This is a genomic window from Actinomadura sp. 6K520 (assembly GCF_004349245.1).
Lineage (GTDB): Bacteria > Actinomycetota > Actinomycetes > Streptosporangiales > Streptosporangiaceae > Spirillospora.
Genome location: NZ_SMLC01000015.1, coordinates 21,736 through 36,757 on the forward strand (window position 1 = coordinate 21,736; position 15,022 = coordinate 36,757).

The 15,022-nt window shown below is 74.3% G+C and carries 13 protein-coding genes; 3 read left to right on the top strand and 10 right to left on the bottom strand.

Annotated features, from left to right (window positions below; all coding sequences use genetic code 11):
- Positions 1 to 95 precede the first annotated feature (95 nt).
- Entirely contained in the window at positions 96 to 692 is a 597-nt protein-coding gene (locus E1289_RS06510; RefSeq protein WP_131976329.1) for a hypothetical protein, read from the top strand.
- Between the two features lie 41 nt (positions 693 to 733).
- Here E1289_RS06510 and E1289_RS06515 read toward each other — a convergent pair whose 3' ends face one another.
- The 7 genes from E1289_RS06515 to E1289_RS06545 form a co-directional block, all read right to left on the bottom strand.
- Positions 734 to 2,689: an acetoacetate--CoA ligase gene (locus tag E1289_RS06515; protein ID WP_131976331.1), complete on the bottom strand. Its 1,956-nt coding sequence runs from the start codon at positions 2,687 to 2,689 to the stop codon at positions 734 to 736.
- A gap of 233 nt (positions 2,690 to 2,922) precedes the next feature.
- Positions 2,923 to 3,633, bottom strand: coding sequence for a haloacid dehalogenase-like hydrolase (locus E1289_RS06520; RefSeq protein WP_131976333.1), 711 nt, complete (start codon positions 3,631 to 3,633; stop codon positions 2,923 to 2,925).
- A gap of 144 nt (positions 3,634 to 3,777) precedes the next feature.
- Positions 3,778 to 5,409 (bottom strand): L-glutamate gamma-semialdehyde dehydrogenase, encoded by a 1,632-nt coding sequence (gene pruA / locus E1289_RS06525; protein WP_131976335.1) that lies wholly within the window; start codon positions 5,407 to 5,409, stop codon positions 3,778 to 3,780.
- A 105-nt stretch (positions 5,410 to 5,514) separates the two neighbouring features.
- Entirely contained in the window at positions 5,515 to 6,024 is a 510-nt protein-coding gene (locus E1289_RS06530) for a hypothetical protein (protein WP_131976337.1), read from the bottom strand.
- A 25-nt stretch (positions 6,025 to 6,049) separates the two neighbouring features.
- On the bottom strand, positions 6,050 to 6,703 hold the full coding sequence (locus E1289_RS06535) for an HAD family phosphatase (RefSeq protein WP_243712651.1): 654 nt from the start codon (positions 6,701 to 6,703) through the stop codon (positions 6,050 to 6,052).
- Positions 6,704 to 6,939: 236 nt separating this feature from the next.
- A complete protein-coding gene (locus E1289_RS06540; RefSeq protein WP_131976339.1) occupies positions 6,940 to 7,836 on the bottom strand; it encodes an N-acetylmuramic acid 6-phosphate etherase in 897 nt (298 codons plus the stop codon).
- Complete coding sequence (locus E1289_RS06545; RefSeq protein WP_207928826.1) at positions 7,833 to 8,774, bottom strand: MurR/RpiR family transcriptional regulator; 942 nt, start codon at positions 8,772 to 8,774, stop codon at positions 7,833 to 7,835. The genes E1289_RS06540 and E1289_RS06545 overlap by 4 nt, the downstream gene beginning before the upstream one ends.
- A 118-nt stretch (positions 8,775 to 8,892) precedes the next feature.
- Between E1289_RS06545 and E1289_RS06550 the strand changes: the two genes are divergently transcribed.
- Together E1289_RS06550 and E1289_RS06555 are read left to right on the top strand one after the other, a co-directional pair.
- A complete protein-coding gene (locus tag E1289_RS06550; protein ID WP_243712652.1) occupies positions 8,893 to 10,251 on the top strand; it encodes a BadF/BadG/BcrA/BcrD ATPase family protein in 1,359 nt (452 codons plus the stop codon).
- A 329-nt stretch (positions 10,252 to 10,580) separates the two neighbouring features.
- Positions 10,581 to 12,227: a glycoside hydrolase family 3 protein gene (locus tag E1289_RS06555; RefSeq protein ID WP_243712653.1), complete on the top strand. Its 1,647-nt coding sequence runs from the start codon at positions 10,581 to 10,583 to the stop codon at positions 12,225 to 12,227.
- A gap of 11 nt (positions 12,228 to 12,238) precedes the next feature.
- On the opposite strand, the gene ptsP is transcribed toward E1289_RS06555, so the two are convergent.
- The 3 genes from ptsP to E1289_RS06570 all read right to left on the bottom strand — a co-directional run bounded on the left by ptsP (position 12,239) and on the right by E1289_RS06570 (position 15,003).
- A complete protein-coding gene (gene ptsP / locus E1289_RS06560; protein WP_207928824.1) occupies positions 12,239 to 13,942 on the bottom strand; it encodes a phosphoenolpyruvate--protein phosphotransferase in 1,704 nt (567 codons plus the stop codon).
- Position 13,943: 1 nt separating this feature from the next.
- Entirely contained in the window at positions 13,944 to 14,216 is a 273-nt protein-coding gene (locus tag E1289_RS06565) for an HPr family phosphocarrier protein (RefSeq protein WP_131976341.1), read from the bottom strand.
- 79 nt (positions 14,217 to 14,295) lie between these two features.
- A complete protein-coding gene (locus E1289_RS06570; protein ID WP_131976343.1) occupies positions 14,296 to 15,003 on the bottom strand; it encodes an HAD family phosphatase in 708 nt (235 codons plus the stop codon).
- Positions 15,004 to 15,022: the final 19 nt, after the last annotated feature.

Genomic DNA, 15,022 nt, shown 5'->3' on the forward strand with positions numbered 1-15,022 from the left:
TGGTACACGATTGGCCCGGGGGGACCAACCATAAACCTGTCACATGCCCCGGCGATACAGCCGCCTAACGTGTCACACAGGCGAAACTTGAAACCATGACGATCCTCGACGGCCGCCGCGTCTACACCCGGGCGGAGCTCATGGACGCGCACGGGCTCGGACGCAGCACCCTGGAGAAGTGGTTCCGCGAGCGGGCGGCCAACGGCCACCCGGAGGCGGCCGGGACGGTCGGCTCCCAGCTCGCCTGGGACGCCGAAGCCTGGGACCGCTGGTACGCCGCGCACCGGTCCGGTGGCGTGCCGCCCGGCCTGGTCACCCGCGACGAGCTGGCGGCCCGCCACAACCTGAGCCGCCACCGCCTCAAGCAACTCTGGGCGGACCGCGCGTCGAACGGCCACCCGGACGTCGCGCACCGCGCGGGCAAGGCCCTGTACTGGGACGAAGCCGCCTGGACGGCCTGGTACACCGCCTACGAGGAGCGCCCGCCCGAGGACGGCCCGGACGACCTCGTCACCCTCGCCGACGCCGCCCGCATCCTCGGCCTGGCCCAGACGAGCGTCACCGTCTACCCGAAGCGGCCCCCCGCCGGCTGGCCCGAACCGGCGAAGGTCGAGCCCCTCGGCGGCGGCCGCGTCCGCCGCCTCTACCGCCGCCGCGACATCCTCGCCTACGCCCGTTCCCGCACCCGCTGAATGCAGGCGCTCTCGGGTGGAAGCCCTGGACGGAGCAGCCCCTACGGGGTGAAGTGGGGGAGGATCTCGGGGTTGGCCATGGAGTCGCGGTTGGCGGCCTTGTCGACCGGGGTGCCCTGGAGGATCTTGCGGACGGGGACCTCCAGCTTCTTGCCCGACAGGGTGCGGGGGATGCCGGGGACGGCGTGGATCTCGTCCGGGACGTGGCGGGGCGACAGGGCCGAGCGGATCTCCCGCTTCAGCCTGCCCAGCAGGTCGTCGTCCAGGCCGGCGCCCTCGGCGAGCTGGACGTAGAGCAGGAGGCGGCCCTCCTGGCCGAGGCGGCCGGTGTCGATGACGAGGCTGTCGGCGATCTCCTCGAACGCCTCGACGACGCGGTAGAAGTCGGACGTGCCCATGCGGATGCCGCCGCGGTTGAGCGTGGAGTCGGAGCGGCCGTAGATGACGCAGCCGCCGTCCGGAAGGATCTTGACCCAGTCGCCGTGGCGCCACACGCCGGGGTACATGTCGAAGTAGGACTCGCGGTAGCGCTCGCCGCCCTCGTCGTTCCAGAAGAACACCGGCATGGACGGCATGGGCTCGGTGATGACCAGCTCGCCGACCTCGTCCACGACCGGTTGGCCGGTGTCACCGAACGCCTCCACCTTGGCGCCCAGCCCGCGGCACTGGATGACGCCGGCGCGCAGCGGCAGGAGGGGCGACGGGCCGACGAAGCCGGTGCACAGGTCGGTGCCGCCGGAGAACGAGCCGAGCAGGAGGTCCTCGCCGACCGCGTCGTAGACCCAGGCGAAGCCCTCGGGCGGGAGCGGGGAGCCGGTGGAGCCGATACCGCGCAGGCCCGACAGGTCGTGCTCCTCACCGGGGCGGCGCCCCTCCTTGGCCGAGGCCGTGATGTAGGGAGCGCCCACCCCCAGATAGGTGACGCCGTTGTCCGCGGCGAGCGTCCACAGGTCGAGGGGGGCGCCGTCATACATGACGATGGTGGAGCCCACCAGCAGGCCGCCGATGAGGTAGTTCCACATCATCCAGCCGGTGGTGGTGTACCAGAAGAAGACGTCCTCCGGGCCGAGGTCCTGGTGGAACGTCAGGGCCTTGAGGTGTTCGAGGACGATGCCGCCGTGCCCGTGCACGATCGGCTTCGGCAGCCCGGTCGTGCCGGACGAGTAGACGACCCACAGGGGATGGTCGAACGGGACGTCCTCGAACTCCAGGGCGCCGCCGCCGGGACGGGCCAGGTCCGCGTAGGGCATGCCCGCGCGCAGGCCGTCGGGGGTCGCGGCCGGGTCGAGGTAGGGGATCAGGACGGTGGCGGCCAGGGTGGGGAGCGCGGCCTCGATCTCGCCGACGATCTCGCGCCGGTCGAACCGCTTGCCGTTGTAGGCGTAACCGTCGACCGCGATCAGGACCTTCGGTTCGATCTGGGCGAACCGGTCGATCACCGAGGAGGATCCGAAGTCCGGGGAGCACGAGGACCAGATCGCGCCCAGCGACGCCGCGGCCAGGAAGCAGACGAGCGCCTCGGGGATGTTCGGGAGGTAGGCGGCGACCCGGTCGCCCTTGCCCACCCCCAGCTCGGTCAGGCCCGCGCGTACCTCCGCCACGTGCAGGGCCAGCTCCCGGTAGGACAGCACGCGGTGCCCGCCCGCCTCGGAGCGGAAGATCACCGCGGTGTCGTCGGGGGCCTGCCCGGCGCGGCGCAGCGCGTTCGCCGCGTAGTTGACGGTCGCGCCGGGGAACCAGGTCAGGCCGTCCACCGGCATGGGCCCGCCCGTCCGGACGGGGCCGTCGCCGCGCTCGCCGACGACCTCGAAGTAGGACCAGATCGCGTCCCAGAACGCGTCGACCTCCGTGACGGACCAGCGCCACAGGTCGTCGTAGGTCTCCGTGAGGATGCCCCGGTCCCACAGCCAGTGGACGAAGCGGGTCACCCGCGCGTTCGCGACGACCTCCTCCGAGGGCCGCCACAGCGCCGAACCCTCAGCCACCTCACGGGTCATCTCTCTCCCTCCCCGACGCGCCGGCTGCGCGCGGCCAACCTCAATATCGGCCCCGCGCGGCAGGTCGCGCAACTTCGGAATCCGCGTGCCGATCTCCCATCGGCTCCACGACCCATCGCAGGTCACAGACCTGGCCACGGGCAATCCCGAATCCTCACATACGCGCGTCCGCGGCCATCCCCCGCCCCCACATGGCCGGGCGCGGGACGGGTCCGGTACGGATCGGCCGCGGGTCAGATCCGGGTGAGCTCGGCGACCGCGCTGACGACGGCGTTCGTGTCGGCGAGGGTGGACAGCACGCGTTCGGCGCCGGCGGCGCGGAGTTCGGCCGCGGTGGCGCTGCCGGTGGCGACGGCGATGATCGGGGAGCCCGCGATGTGGGCGGCCTGGACGTCGCGGGGCGAGTCGGCGATGTAGACGGTGGCGGACTCGGGGTAGCGGGCGCCGTGGCGTTCGCCGGCGCGGGCGCGGGCGAGCTCCAGCAGGGCGGCCTTGCTGTAGACGCCGTTCTCGTACCCGCCGGCGGCCAGGTCGAGGTGTCCCGCGAGGCCCAGCTCGGACACCTTCAGCACGGCGTTCGGCTGCAGGGAGCCGGTCAGGACCGACTGGACGACCCCGGGGACGTGGGCGAGCGCCTCGACGGCCTCGCGGGCGCCGGCCAGGACGCGGCCGTGCTCGCGCAGGCCGGCGCGGCGGCTCGCGAACGCCTCGGTGAGGGCGGCGAAGAACGCGGCGAGGTGGTCGTCGGTGGTGACGACGTCGTTGAACGCGAGGGTCTCGAAGATGATCTCGGACTCGGTGCGGCCGGGGGTGGGCGGAAGGCGGACGAGGGGGCGCCCGATGGTCCGCTGGAACGCCTCGGCGTAGGCGTCCCGGGTGACCCGCCCGACGTCGACCAGCGTGTGATCGATGTTCCACAGCACCAGACGGTTCAGCGTCGACATCCCGTTCCCATGCGCGGTCGGTTGGACGAGGAGGGCGGCGCCCCGGCACCGGCCCGCCCCGCCGGGGGCGGCGAGGCGAGCTTATCGTCCGGCCTGCCGGGCACTCTCCGCAACCGTCCGGGCGCGGTCGGGGCGTGCTCGCGGTCAGGTGTCCATGTGGGGGTAGCGGTGGTCGGTCGGCGGGACGAACGTCTCCTTGATGGAGCGGACGCTCGTCCAGCGGGTGAGGTTGAACACCGAGCCGGCCTTGTCGTTGGTGCCGGACTGGCGGGCGCCGCCGAACGGCTGCTGCCCGACGATCGACCCGGTCGGCTTGTCGTTGACGTAGAAGTTCCCGGCGGCGAAGCGGAGCGCGTCGGTGGCGGCGGCGATCGCGGCGCGGTCCTCGGCGATGATCGCGCCGGTCAGGCCGTACTCGGACGCGCCCTCCATCCGGTGCAGGACGGTGTCGTAGTCGCCTTCGTCGTAGACGTGCACGCCGAGGATCGGGCCGAAGTACTCCTTGGTGAAGATCTCGTCGTCCGGGTCGGACGACTCCAGGATCGTCGGCTTGACGAAGTAGCCCCGCGAGTCGTCCAGCTCGCCGCCGGCGAGGATCCGCATGGCGGCGATGCCGCGCGCCCGCTCGATCGCCGCGCGGTGCTTGGCGAACGCGCGCTCGTCGATGACCGCGCCCATGAACAGCGACAGGTCCTCGGCGACGTCGCCCATGGTGAGCGACTCGGTCTCGGCGACGAAGTCGTCGCGGATCGCGTCCCAGAGGGGGCGGGGTATGTAGGCGCGGGACGCGGCGGAGCACTTCTGCCCCTGGTACTCGAAGGCGCCGCGGACGAGGGCCGTCTTCAGCACCGCCGGGTCGGCGGACGGGTGCGCGACGACGAAGTCCTTGCCGCCGGTCTCGCCGACGATCCGCGGGTAGCCCCGGTAGCCGGAGATGTTCTCCCCGATCGTCCGCCACAGGTGCTGGAACGTCGCGACCGAGCCGGTGAAGTGCAGCCCGGCGAGGTCGGGGTGGCGCAGCGCGACGTTGGAGACGGCCCGCCCGTCCCCGGTGACCATGTTGATCACGCCGGGCGGGAGCCCGGCGGCCTCCAGCAGCCGCATCGTGTGGTGCGCGGCGAGCTGCTGGGTCGGGGACGGCTTCCACACCACGACGTTGCCCATCAGCGCGGGCGCCGTCGGCAGGTTCCCGGCGATCGCGGTGAAGTTGAACGGGGTGATGGCGAGGACGAAGCCCTCCAGCGGCCGGTACTCCAGCCGGTTCCACACGCCCGGGGGCGACAGCGGCTGGATCTCGTGGATCTGCTCCGCGTAGCGGACGTTGAACCGCAGGAAGTCGATCAGCTCGCAGGCGGCGTCGATCTCGGCCTGCTGCACGGACTTCGACTGGCCGAGGACCGTGGCGGCGTTGATCGTGGCGCGCCACGGCCCGGCGAGCAGGTCGGCGGCGCGCAGGAAGATCGCGGCGCGGTCCTCGAACGCCATCGCCCGCCACCCGGGCGCCGCCTCCCGTGCCGCGGAGACCGCCTCGGCGACGTCGGGCTCGGTGGCGTTGCCCATCCGGCCGAGGACGTGCCGGTGGTTGTGCGGTTCGACGACGGCGATCGGCGTGCCGGCGCCCATCCGCCGCTCGCCCCCGATCGTCATGGTGAGCTCGGTCTGCTCGCCGCCGAGCTCCTTGATCCTGGCCTCCAGGGCGGCCCGTTCGGGGCTGCCCGGGGCGTGGCTCCTGACCGGCTCGTTCCTCGGTTCCGGCACCGTGCTGACGGCGTCCATCTCGCGGCTCCCTGCGAATCCGACGGCGTTGTCGACCTGCCGGGGACCTACCCGCCCACGCGCCGCGAAATACCGCCTCGCACGATTTGCCGCGTTCCGGTGGGGTCAGTCGAGGAGGTGCGGGAGTTCCTGGGTGGCATACCAGAGGAGTTCGTGGCCGTCGGCGCCGTCCACGGTGAAGACGGCGTCGTCGTCGCCCGCGTCGGCGGCCGGGACGGCCTGTGCGGCGGCGGCGATGTCGGCGGCGGCGTCCGCGTCGTCCACGTGCCCGGAGGCGATCCACCTCCAGGGGACGGCGGCGGACACCTCGACCAGCGCCCGGTCGCCGCCGCCCACTCCGGCGTCGCCGCGGGCCCAGCCGACCAGGTCGTCGGGCACCTCCGCGGCGAGCACCACGCGGCGGCGCGGGACGGACGGGTCGGCGGCGAGCAGCCGCAGGGAGGCGCGGGCGGCGGCGGACATCGCCGCGTACTCCAGTTCCTCCAGGTCGCCGCCCGCGTACCACTCGCGCAGCGCGGGCGTGACGGCGTGGGCGGTGAGCGGCGCGGGGCCGATCTCCTTCGCGGCGTGGACGCCGGCGAGGAGCGTGAGCGTGGACGGCAGGTAGACGCGCATGACGGTCAGCCAGTCTGCCAGACGGTCAGGCCAGCAGGCCGAGGGCGCGCAGTTCGGCGATGGTGGTGTCGGGCGAGGTGTGGTGGATGCCGCGGATGCCGAGCCGCTCGGCGGCGCGGATGTTGTGCTCGATGTCGTCGATGAAGACGCACTCGGCGGGGTCCGTGCCGAGCAGCTCCAGGGCGTGCCGGAAGATCCGCTCGTCGGGCTTGCGCATCCCGACCTCGCTGGAGATGACGACGGCGTCGAAGAGGTCGGCGAACAGGTCGTGGGGGTACTCGTTGCCCCAGGAGTTCGACAGCAGCGCGGTGCGGGTCCCGTAGGCGCGGGCGGCGCGCAGCGCGTCGTACATCGGCTGGACGGGGCTGAACGAGCCGAACATGCGGGCGATCAGCCCGGCGGCCGCCACGGGCCCGCCGTCCACGGTGAGCAGTTCGGCGGCGAGGAGCCGCTCGAACTCGTCGACGGCCAGCGAGCCGTCCTCCAGCCCGTGGATGGGGTTGGTGCCGGCGCCGTCGTACGCCTGCTTCACCCAGGCCCGCATGACGCGCTTGTAGTGCTGGACGTCGATGCGGTCGGCGGCGAGCCAGACGTCGATCGCGTCGGCGAGCGGGGAGGTCAGGACGCCGCCCCAGTCGGTGATCACGGCCTTGACGGCGGGGGATGCTTCGTCGGACACGGCCCGATCGTAGGCGATTCCCGGCCAATTCCCGAATCTTGTTCTACCGGGGCGGCCCGCCGGCCCGTACCAAGCGCACCCGGTTCACGTCCGTGATCACACGATCGGCGCCGGCGGCGATCGCGTGACCACGGACCCCCCATCGGCCGGCGTCTCCCCCGCCGGGCCGTCCCGTCCGGTCCGGCGGCGCTCGCGCCGCCGCGCACCGGTCCGTTCGCTGACGCGGATCCGCCCGGTCAGGCGGATCTCAGCCGCTGCAGCGCCTCCCGGACGCCGCCCTCGGTCTCCTCCAGCACCACGGTCGCGCGTGCCGCGGGCACCTCGCCGAGCAGCGAGACCAGTGCGACGCGGGTGTTCCCCCCCGCCTCCGCCAGCGCGTTCTCGCAGGTGCGGGAGTCCATCCCCGTCGCCTCGGTGAGGATGCGCACCAGCCGGGCGCGCAGCTTGGAGTTGAGCGCGTTCACGCTGATCATCAGGTTGGAGTAGGTGCGCCCCATCCTGATCATCAGCGTGGTGGAGAAGGAGTTGAGCACCAGCTTGGTCGCGGTGCCGGCCTTCATCCGGGTGGAGCCGCTGATCACCTCCGGTCCGGTGGCGAGGCCGATGTGCACCTCCACCTCGTCCCCGTACGGCGTGTGCGGATTGCAGCTGATCAGCGCGGTGCGGGCGCCCACCGCGGCGGCGGCGCGCAGTGCCCCCACCACGTAGGGCGTGCGCCCGCTCGCCGCGATGCCGATGGCGACGTCGCCCGGCTGCACGTCGTGCGCGTCCCGGCGGCCGAGCTCGGCGTCGTCCTCGACGTCGGAGATCGCCTGCGACAGGGCGCCCGGCCCGCCCGCGTGGTGCGCCACGACGCGGCCCCAGATGCCGAACGTCGGCGGCAGCTCGGCGGCGTCGATCACCGCGAGCCGGCCCGACGTGCCGGCGCCGAAGTAGTGGACGCGCCCGCCCGCCCGCAGCGAGTCGACCGACAGGTCGACCAGCCGGGCGACCTCCGGCAGGACGGACGCCACGACCATCGGCACGGTCGCGTCCTCGGTGTTGATCAGGTGCAGCACCTCCAGTGTCGGCAGCGTGTCGACGTCGAGGGTCCGGGGGTTGCGTCCCTCCGTGGGGAGCTCGCAATCGATCACCGACGCCTCCGGTCGGGTCGCACGGTCCGTCCGCGGACCGCCTCGAAGGTGGCTTCCAGGGCCTTGCGGGTCGGCCCGTAGGTACGCTGCGCGACTCCGACGAACAGGCAGTCGACCACCGTGAGCTGCGCCAGCCGGCTCGCGGTCGCGCCGGAGCGGAAGGTCGTCTCCCGTGCCGCCGTCGTGAGGATCAGATCCGCCGCGTCCGCGATGGGGGACTTGGGGAAGTTGGTGAGCGCCACGGTCTTGGCGCCCCTGCTCCGGGCGACCTCCAGGGCGTCGATGGTCTCCACCGTCGCGCCCGTGTGGGAGATCCCGATCGCCACGTCGCCGCTGCCCAGCACCGCGGCGCTGGTCAGCATGATGTGGGCGTCCGCCCAGGCGGAGCAGACGCGTCCGATGCGGTGGAGCTTCTGCTGGAAGTCGGCCGCGACGAACGCGCTGGCGCCGACGCCGTAGACGTCGACCCGCTCCGCGGCGACGACCGCGTCCACGACCTGTTCGAGCATCTTGATGTCGAGCTGGGCGGCGGTCTCCTCGACGGCACGGGCGTCGGCGAAGGTCACCTTCTCGACGATCTGCTCAAGGGAGTCGTCGGGACTGATGTCGCTGCCGATGACCCGGCCGCCGGTGGCGCTCTGCGCCCGGCCCGCCTCGGTGGCGAGGGTCAGCCGCAGCTCCGGGTAGCCGTGGAATCCGATCGCCCGGCAGAACCTGATGACCGTGGTCTCCGACGTGCCGCAGGCCTGGGCGAGCTCGGTGATGGTGGAGTTGGCGACCCCTTCGGGGTCGTCGATGACGCGCTGCGCGACGCGCCGTTCGGCGGGGGGCAGGGAGGGCAGCAGCGACCGGACCCGGACCACGGTGCTCAGCGGCGTGGCGTCCCGGTCGCCCTGCCGGGCGGCCGCCTCGTCCTGTGGCGCGCCGGGCTCCCCCATGGTCCCCCGCTCGGGGCGCTGCTCGGGGCTCCGTTCGGAGCCGATGGGTTTCCTCATGATGGAAATTTTCTTACGTGCAGGATGTCACGTCAACGGTAGAAAAGGCTACGGTCGCCATGTGTTGACCCATTTGGCCGGTCCTTACGTGGTCGGTATCGACGCGGGTGGCACGAAGACCCGCTGCGTCGTACTGACGCTGGGGGGCGCCCTGGCCGGTTCCGGCACCGGCCCCGGGGCCAACCCCAACTCCGGAGGCGACACCGCAGGCGCGTTGACCACCGCCCTGCGGGAGGCCATCGGGGACCTGGACCGAACCCACATCCTCACCGGCGTCTTCGGGATCGCCGGTGCGGGCTCGGCCGGCCGGCCCGCCGCCGTGACGGCGGCGCGGCAGGCATGGCAGGCGGTCGGCCTGCGCGGCTCACCCGCGGTGGTGACCGATATCGCGGTGGCGTTCGCCGCGGGGACCAACGAACCCAAGGGCATCGTTGTGTTCTCCGGCACGGGCGCCGGCGCGGCGGTCATCAGCGACGGGACGATCGTGCAGCGCGCCGACGGCTACGGCTGGCTCGTCGGGGACGAGGGTTCGGCGGTATGGCTGGGGAAGGAGGCCGTCCGGGCCGCGCTCGCCGCCTACGACGGCCGCGGCTCCCCGACGCTGCTCACCGATTCGGTTCCCCGGGCCCTGCTCGGCGCCACCGTGGTCGCGGAGATCGACTCGGACAGGCGACGACCCCGCCATCCCAGGGCGCTGACCCTGGCCGGGGCCGGTTCGTCCTCCCCGGGCGCCTCCGTCCTCTCCCAGGCCGCCACGCTCTCCTCGGGGGGCGGCTCCCCCGGCGGGGGCGGTGCGCTCGGACCCGACTGCGGTCCGGGCACCATGGGCGGTCGCCTCCACTCCAGCGGCACGGGCACCGCCGTGCTGGACCCCGACGCCCCTGGTCCACCGCCCGGGAACGGGCCCTGCTCCCAGTCCGCCGACCGCTCCTCCGGCCCGCACGGTCCGCCCGGCGCGCACGGCCCGCCGGGACGCGGGTCGCCCGCCCATCTGGGGCCGCCGGGACACGCGATGGTCCCCGCCCCGGCGGCGCACTCCGAGATGACCCGCACCCCGCTCAATCCACGGCTCGCGCAGGCGATCATCAAGGAGGTGTACGGCCGTCCTCCCGCGGCCCTGGGCCGGCTCGGCCCGGTCGTCGCCGCCGCCGCGGCCGCCGGTGATCCGGTGGCCCGGCGCATCACCGAAGAGGCCGCGCAGTGGCTGCTCCGCGACGTGGACGCGGTGCGCCCGGCCCTGTCCGACCCCGCCGCACCGGTCGTGATGCACGGCTCGGTGCTGCGCGAGGGACCCGTCGCCGACGCCGTCCGCACCGGGCTGCGCGACCGCTTCCGGGCGGCACCGCGCTGCGCCGGCGACGGAGCCGTCGGCGCGGCCGGGATGGCACTGCGCCGCCTCGGCCACGCACTGCCCGGCTGAGCCGCCCTCCCCGGCCCGCCGGTCCCGGCCAGGCCACTCGATCCGGCCCGGCCGGCCCCGCAAGGCAGACGGCACCGAAGCCGTCCGGGGCCATCGCGATGGACCCCGCCAGATCCGCGATCCGCTGCGATCCGGGGTCCATCGTGATCGGGGGTGTTACCAGGGTGGCGGCGGGGCACCGGGAGCGTCCGCGATGGCCGCGTGACCGGTGGGACCACCGCTGCGGCGGGAGCCGTCCGCTGATCGGTTCGACAGCGGCGCGGGGAGCGCATAACGTCGCGACGACCGATGCGACCGAGGAAGCGAGCCATGCCGGGGGGCCTGGTCGGGTGCGTGCATCACCTCCACGCGCGTTCGCGGCGGCGGCGCTGGCCATGATGATGGTCGCGGGCTGCGGCGGAGGCGAGAGCGGCAAGGGCGGACGGGCGTCGTCCGCCCCGTCCGGCGCGTCCTCCGCACCCGCGAAGCCGACGCCGGCGCCGGACGCCTGGATCCCCGGCCACGTCGCGAAGATGAGCGTGGCCGACAAGGTCGGCCAGCTGTTCGTCCCCACGTTCTCCAGCCGCGCCGACGCCGTCGAGAAGATCCGGAAGTACCGCGTCGGCGGGCTGATCTACTTCCCCGGCAACATCTCCACCCCGGCGCGGACGGCCGCGCAGTCGAACGCGCTGCAGAAGGCGTCGAAGATCCCGCTGCTGCTCGGCGTGGACGAGGAGCAGGGCATCGTCTCGCGCACCCCGTTCGTCACCCGGTTCCCCGGCAACATGGCGCTCGGCGCGACCGGCGACCCCGCGCAGGCGCACGCCGCCGCCCAGGTCACCGGCCGGGAGCTGCGCGCCGTGGGGATCAACCTCGACTACGCCCCGGACGCCGACGTCAACGTGAACCCGCGCAACCCGGTGATCGGGCCGCGGTCGTTCGGCGCCGACCCGGCCCTGGTGGCGAAGATGGTCGCCGGCGCGGTCGGCGGCTACCAGTCCGCCGGGATCGCGGCCACCGCCAAGCACTTCCCGGGGCACGGCGACACCGCCACCGACAGCCACACCGGCCTGCCCGTGATCACGCACACCCGCGAGCAGTGGGAGCGGCTGGACGCGCCGCCGTTCCGGGCGGCGGTCGACACGGGCGTCGACATGATCATGACGGCGCACATCGTGATGCCCAAGCTCGACCGGTCGGGCGACCCGGCCACGCTCTCCAAGACGGTCCTCACCGGGCTGCTGCGCGACAGGCTCGGCTACCAGGGCGTGATCACCACGGACTCGCTGGAGATGGCGGGGGTGCGGCAGAAGTACGGCGACGCGCAGGTCCCGGTCCGGGCGATCAACGCGGGCGCCGACCAGCTGCTGATGCCGCCGAGCCTGCCGCGCGCCTACCGGGCGGTCCTCGCGGCCGTCCGCGCCGGGAAGATCAGCGAACGGCGGCTGGACGAGTCGGTCACCCGCATCCTCCGGCTCAAGCAGCGGCGCGGCCTGTTCCAGGGGACGGCCGCCGACCCGGCCAAGGCCGCCGGCGCGATCGGCACGGCCGCGCACCGGGCCACCGCCCGCCAGGTCGCGGAGCGCTCGGTGACCCTCGTCCGCAACGGGAACGGCGTGCTGCCCCTCAAGGGCAGGAAGGTCGCGGTCACCGGCCCGAAGAGCGCGGCGCTCCGCGCCGCGCTGCGCCGCCACGGCGTCGCGACGGCGGCGCCCGGTGCGGCGGACGTCACCGTCCTGACCACCGAGAACGCCGGGCAGGCCACGGCCGCCCGCATCCGCGCGCTGGGGCCGAAGCCGGTCGTCGCCGCCGCCCTCGGCCGCCCCTACGACCTCGACTCCGCCGGCGGTGCCGCGGCGGCGCTCGCCACGTACTCGGCCAAGGCCGTCTCGGTCAGCGCGCTCGCCAAGGTGCTGAGCGGCGCGGCGAGCCCGGCGGGCCGGCTCCCGGCGCCCGCGGCCGGGAAGCCGGTCGGGCACGGCCTCGGCTACGACTAGCCGGTGACCGGCTAGATCCCCAGCTCGGCCAGGCCGGGCAGGTGTCTCCCGGCCGCTTCGCGGGCCTGCCCGGGGGTCCGGGCGGTGCGGGCGGCCGCGGCGGCCTGGCGGCACTCGTCCAGCGTGTGGCGGGCGAGCGCGGCGCGCACGAGCGGGAGGGTCGGCGCGCTCATCGACAGCGACGTCACGCCGAGGCCGACCAGGACGCACGCGAGCGCCGGATCGGCCGCCGCCTCGCCGCACACCCCGCACGGGACGCCCGCGGCCGCCGCGGGGGCGACGAGGTCGAGCACCGCGGGCTGCCACGGGTCCTGGAGCCGCGCGAGGCCGCCGACCTGCCGGTCCGCCGCGCAGGCGTACTGCGCGAGGTCGTTGGTGCCGATGCTGAAGAACTCCACCTCCGGCGCGAGGTCGCGGGCGCGCAGCGCGGCGGCGGGCACCTCGATCATGACGCCGGGATGCCGGATGCCGGCCTCGCGGCACGCCGCGGCGAACCAGGCGGCCTCGGCGGCGTCGGTCACCATCGGGGCCATGACCTGGAGCCGGGCGGTCAGCCCGGCGGCGGCGCGCGCCAGGGCGGCGAGCTGCGCCGCCAGGACGTCGGGGTGCCGGCGCATCATCCGCAGGCCGCGCTCGCCCAGCGCGGGGTTCGGCTCCTCCCCGGGGGCCGGGAGGAACCCGAGGGGCTTGTCGGCGCCCGCGTCGAGTGTCCGGACGACCACGCGGCCGCCGGGGAACGACTCCAGGACCTTCCGGTACGCCTCCTCCTGCTCCTCGTCCGACGGGGGCGCCGAGCGGTCGAGGAAGAGGAACTCGGTGCGGTACAGGCCGACGCCCTCCGCACCGTGCGCCAGCGCCGCCTCGACGTCCTTCGGGCCGCCGATGTTCGCCAGCAGCGGCACCTTGTGCCCGTCTTTGGTGACGCCCGGTCCGGTGGACTCCTCCAGCGCGGAAGCGCGGGCCGCGGCGGCGGCACGTGCCGCGGCGACCTCGGCGTCGGTCGGTTCGGGACGGACCGTCCCCGCCGAGCCGTCGACCAGGACGCGGGTCCCGTCGGCGAGGGACGTCGCGCCGGGCAGCGCCACGACGGCGGGCACGCCCATCGTCCGGGCCAGGATCGCGGTGTGGCTGGTGGGGCCGCCCTCCTCCGTCACGAACGCGACGACCTGCGCCGGATCGAGGACGGCGGTGTCGGCCGGCGCGAGGTCCCGGGCGACCAGGACGAACGGCTCGGCCGACTCCGGAACGCCCGGCACCGGCAGGCCGAGCAGCCGCGCGACCGCGCGGTCGCGGATGTCGTCCAGGTCGCTGACCCGGGCCGCCAGGTACTCCCCGGCGCCGGCCAGCATCTCCCGGTAGACGCCGAACGCCTCGAACACGGCGCGGGCCGCCGCGGCCCCCGCGTCGATCCCGGCGCGCACGCCGTCGGCGAGGCCGGGGTCGCGGGCCATCATGGCCTGCGCGTTCAGCACGTCCCGCCCGGCGGTGTTGCCGGCCTCCGCGGCACGGCCGCCGCGCTCCTCCAGGTCGGCGGCGACGGCCTCCAGCGCCGCGAGGGCGGTGTCGCGCTCGGCGGCGGCGTCCCCGCCGTGCCGGGACCCGGCCGGCGGCTCCGGCACGGCCCCCGCGATGGCGCGGACCGGCCCGGCTCCGACGCCGGGGCTGACGCCCGCGCCCTGCAGCACCTCCGGCCTCCCGGGCTCGCTGTCCGGCACCTCAGGCTCCCTCGGGCTCCGGGGTGGACAGCAGTTTCTCCAGGCTGTCGAGCAACTCCTCCGCGCCCTCGCCCTCCGCGGTCAGCGTGACCTCCTCCCCGTGCCGGGCGTCCAGCCCCAGCACGGCGAGGATGCTCTTGGCGTTCACCGGGTCACCGCCGCGCCTGGCCACGGTCACGTCCATCGCGGCCTGGGCCGCGGTCTGCACGAACAGCGCGGCGGGCCGCGCATGCAGCCCCACCCGCGACTCGATCTTGACGTTGCGCACGCTCACCGCACACTCCTCATCGCTCTGGCCGGGTTCCGGCTCTTGACGTGTTCCAGCTCTTGCCGGTGTTCAGTTCTCACGCGTCTCACGCGTCTCGGTTCTCGCGCGTCCGGTCCGCGCGGCGGGCCAGGCGGCGTAGCCGCAGCGCGGGGCCCGGCACGACGTCCACTTCCTGGAGGTCCGCGACCACGTGGTCGGCCCCGGCCAGCGCCCCCGCCGGCTGCGTGGTGCTGACGCCCACGCACGTCATGCCGGCGGACTTGACGGCCGCGACCCCGGCCGGGGCGTCCTCGAACCCGACCGCCTCCTCCGGCGGGACGTCCAGATCGCGCGCCGCGGCGAGGTAGCCCTCCGGGTGCGGCTTGCCGGTGCCGACGTCCCCGGCGGTCACCACGATGTCCAGCAGGTCGCGGATGCCCAGGCCGTCCAGCAGGCCCTCGGCGTACCGGCGCTCCGCGGACGTCACCACCGCCAGCGGCACGCCCGCGTCCGCCAGCGAACGGACGAGGTCGACCGCGCCGCCGACCGGCGCGATCGCCGGCATCCCCGGCAGTGCGCCATAGGCCACGACCTGCTCGAACAGCTCCTCGACCGGCCGGCCCGGGAACAGGTGCGCCAGGTCGCCGAGCACCTCCAGCCCACGGCGCCCCGCGAACGACGCGATGAGCGCGTCGTCGTACGGGACGCCGTGCGCGTCGAACAGCCGCGACCACATCGCGCGGTTGCGCGGCTCGGTGTGGATGAGGGTGCCGTCGAGATCGAACACCGCCGCGCCCAGTCCGATCACCGCCATGCGGCCGGCTCCCCGGTTC

Coding starts and splice junctions, on each gene's coding strand:
- E1289_RS06545 (WP_207928826.1), bottom strand. CDS start 8,774: ATGGGGGAGCCCGGCGCGCCACAGGACGAGGCGGCCGCCCGGCAGGGC.
- pruA (WP_131976335.1), bottom strand. CDS start 5,409: ATGGACGCCGTCAGCACGGTGCCGGAACCGAGGAACGAGCCGGTCAGG.
- E1289_RS06510 (WP_131976329.1), top strand. CDS start 96: ATGACGATCCTCGACGGCCGCCGCGTCTACACCCGGGCGGAGCTCATG.
- E1289_RS06570 (WP_131976343.1), bottom strand. CDS start 15,003: ATGGCGGTGATCGGACTGGGCGCGGCGGTGTTCGATCTCGACGGCACC.
- E1289_RS06530 (WP_131976337.1), bottom strand. CDS start 6,024: ATGCGCGTCTACCTGCCGTCCACGCTCACGCTCCTCGCCGGCGTCCAC.
- E1289_RS06520 (WP_131976333.1), bottom strand. CDS start 3,633: ATGTCGACGCTGAACCGTCTGGTGCTGTGGAACATCGATCACACGCTG.
- E1289_RS06515 (WP_131976331.1), bottom strand. CDS start 2,689: ATGACCCGTGAGGTGGCTGAGGGTTCGGCGCTGTGGCGGCCCTCGGAG.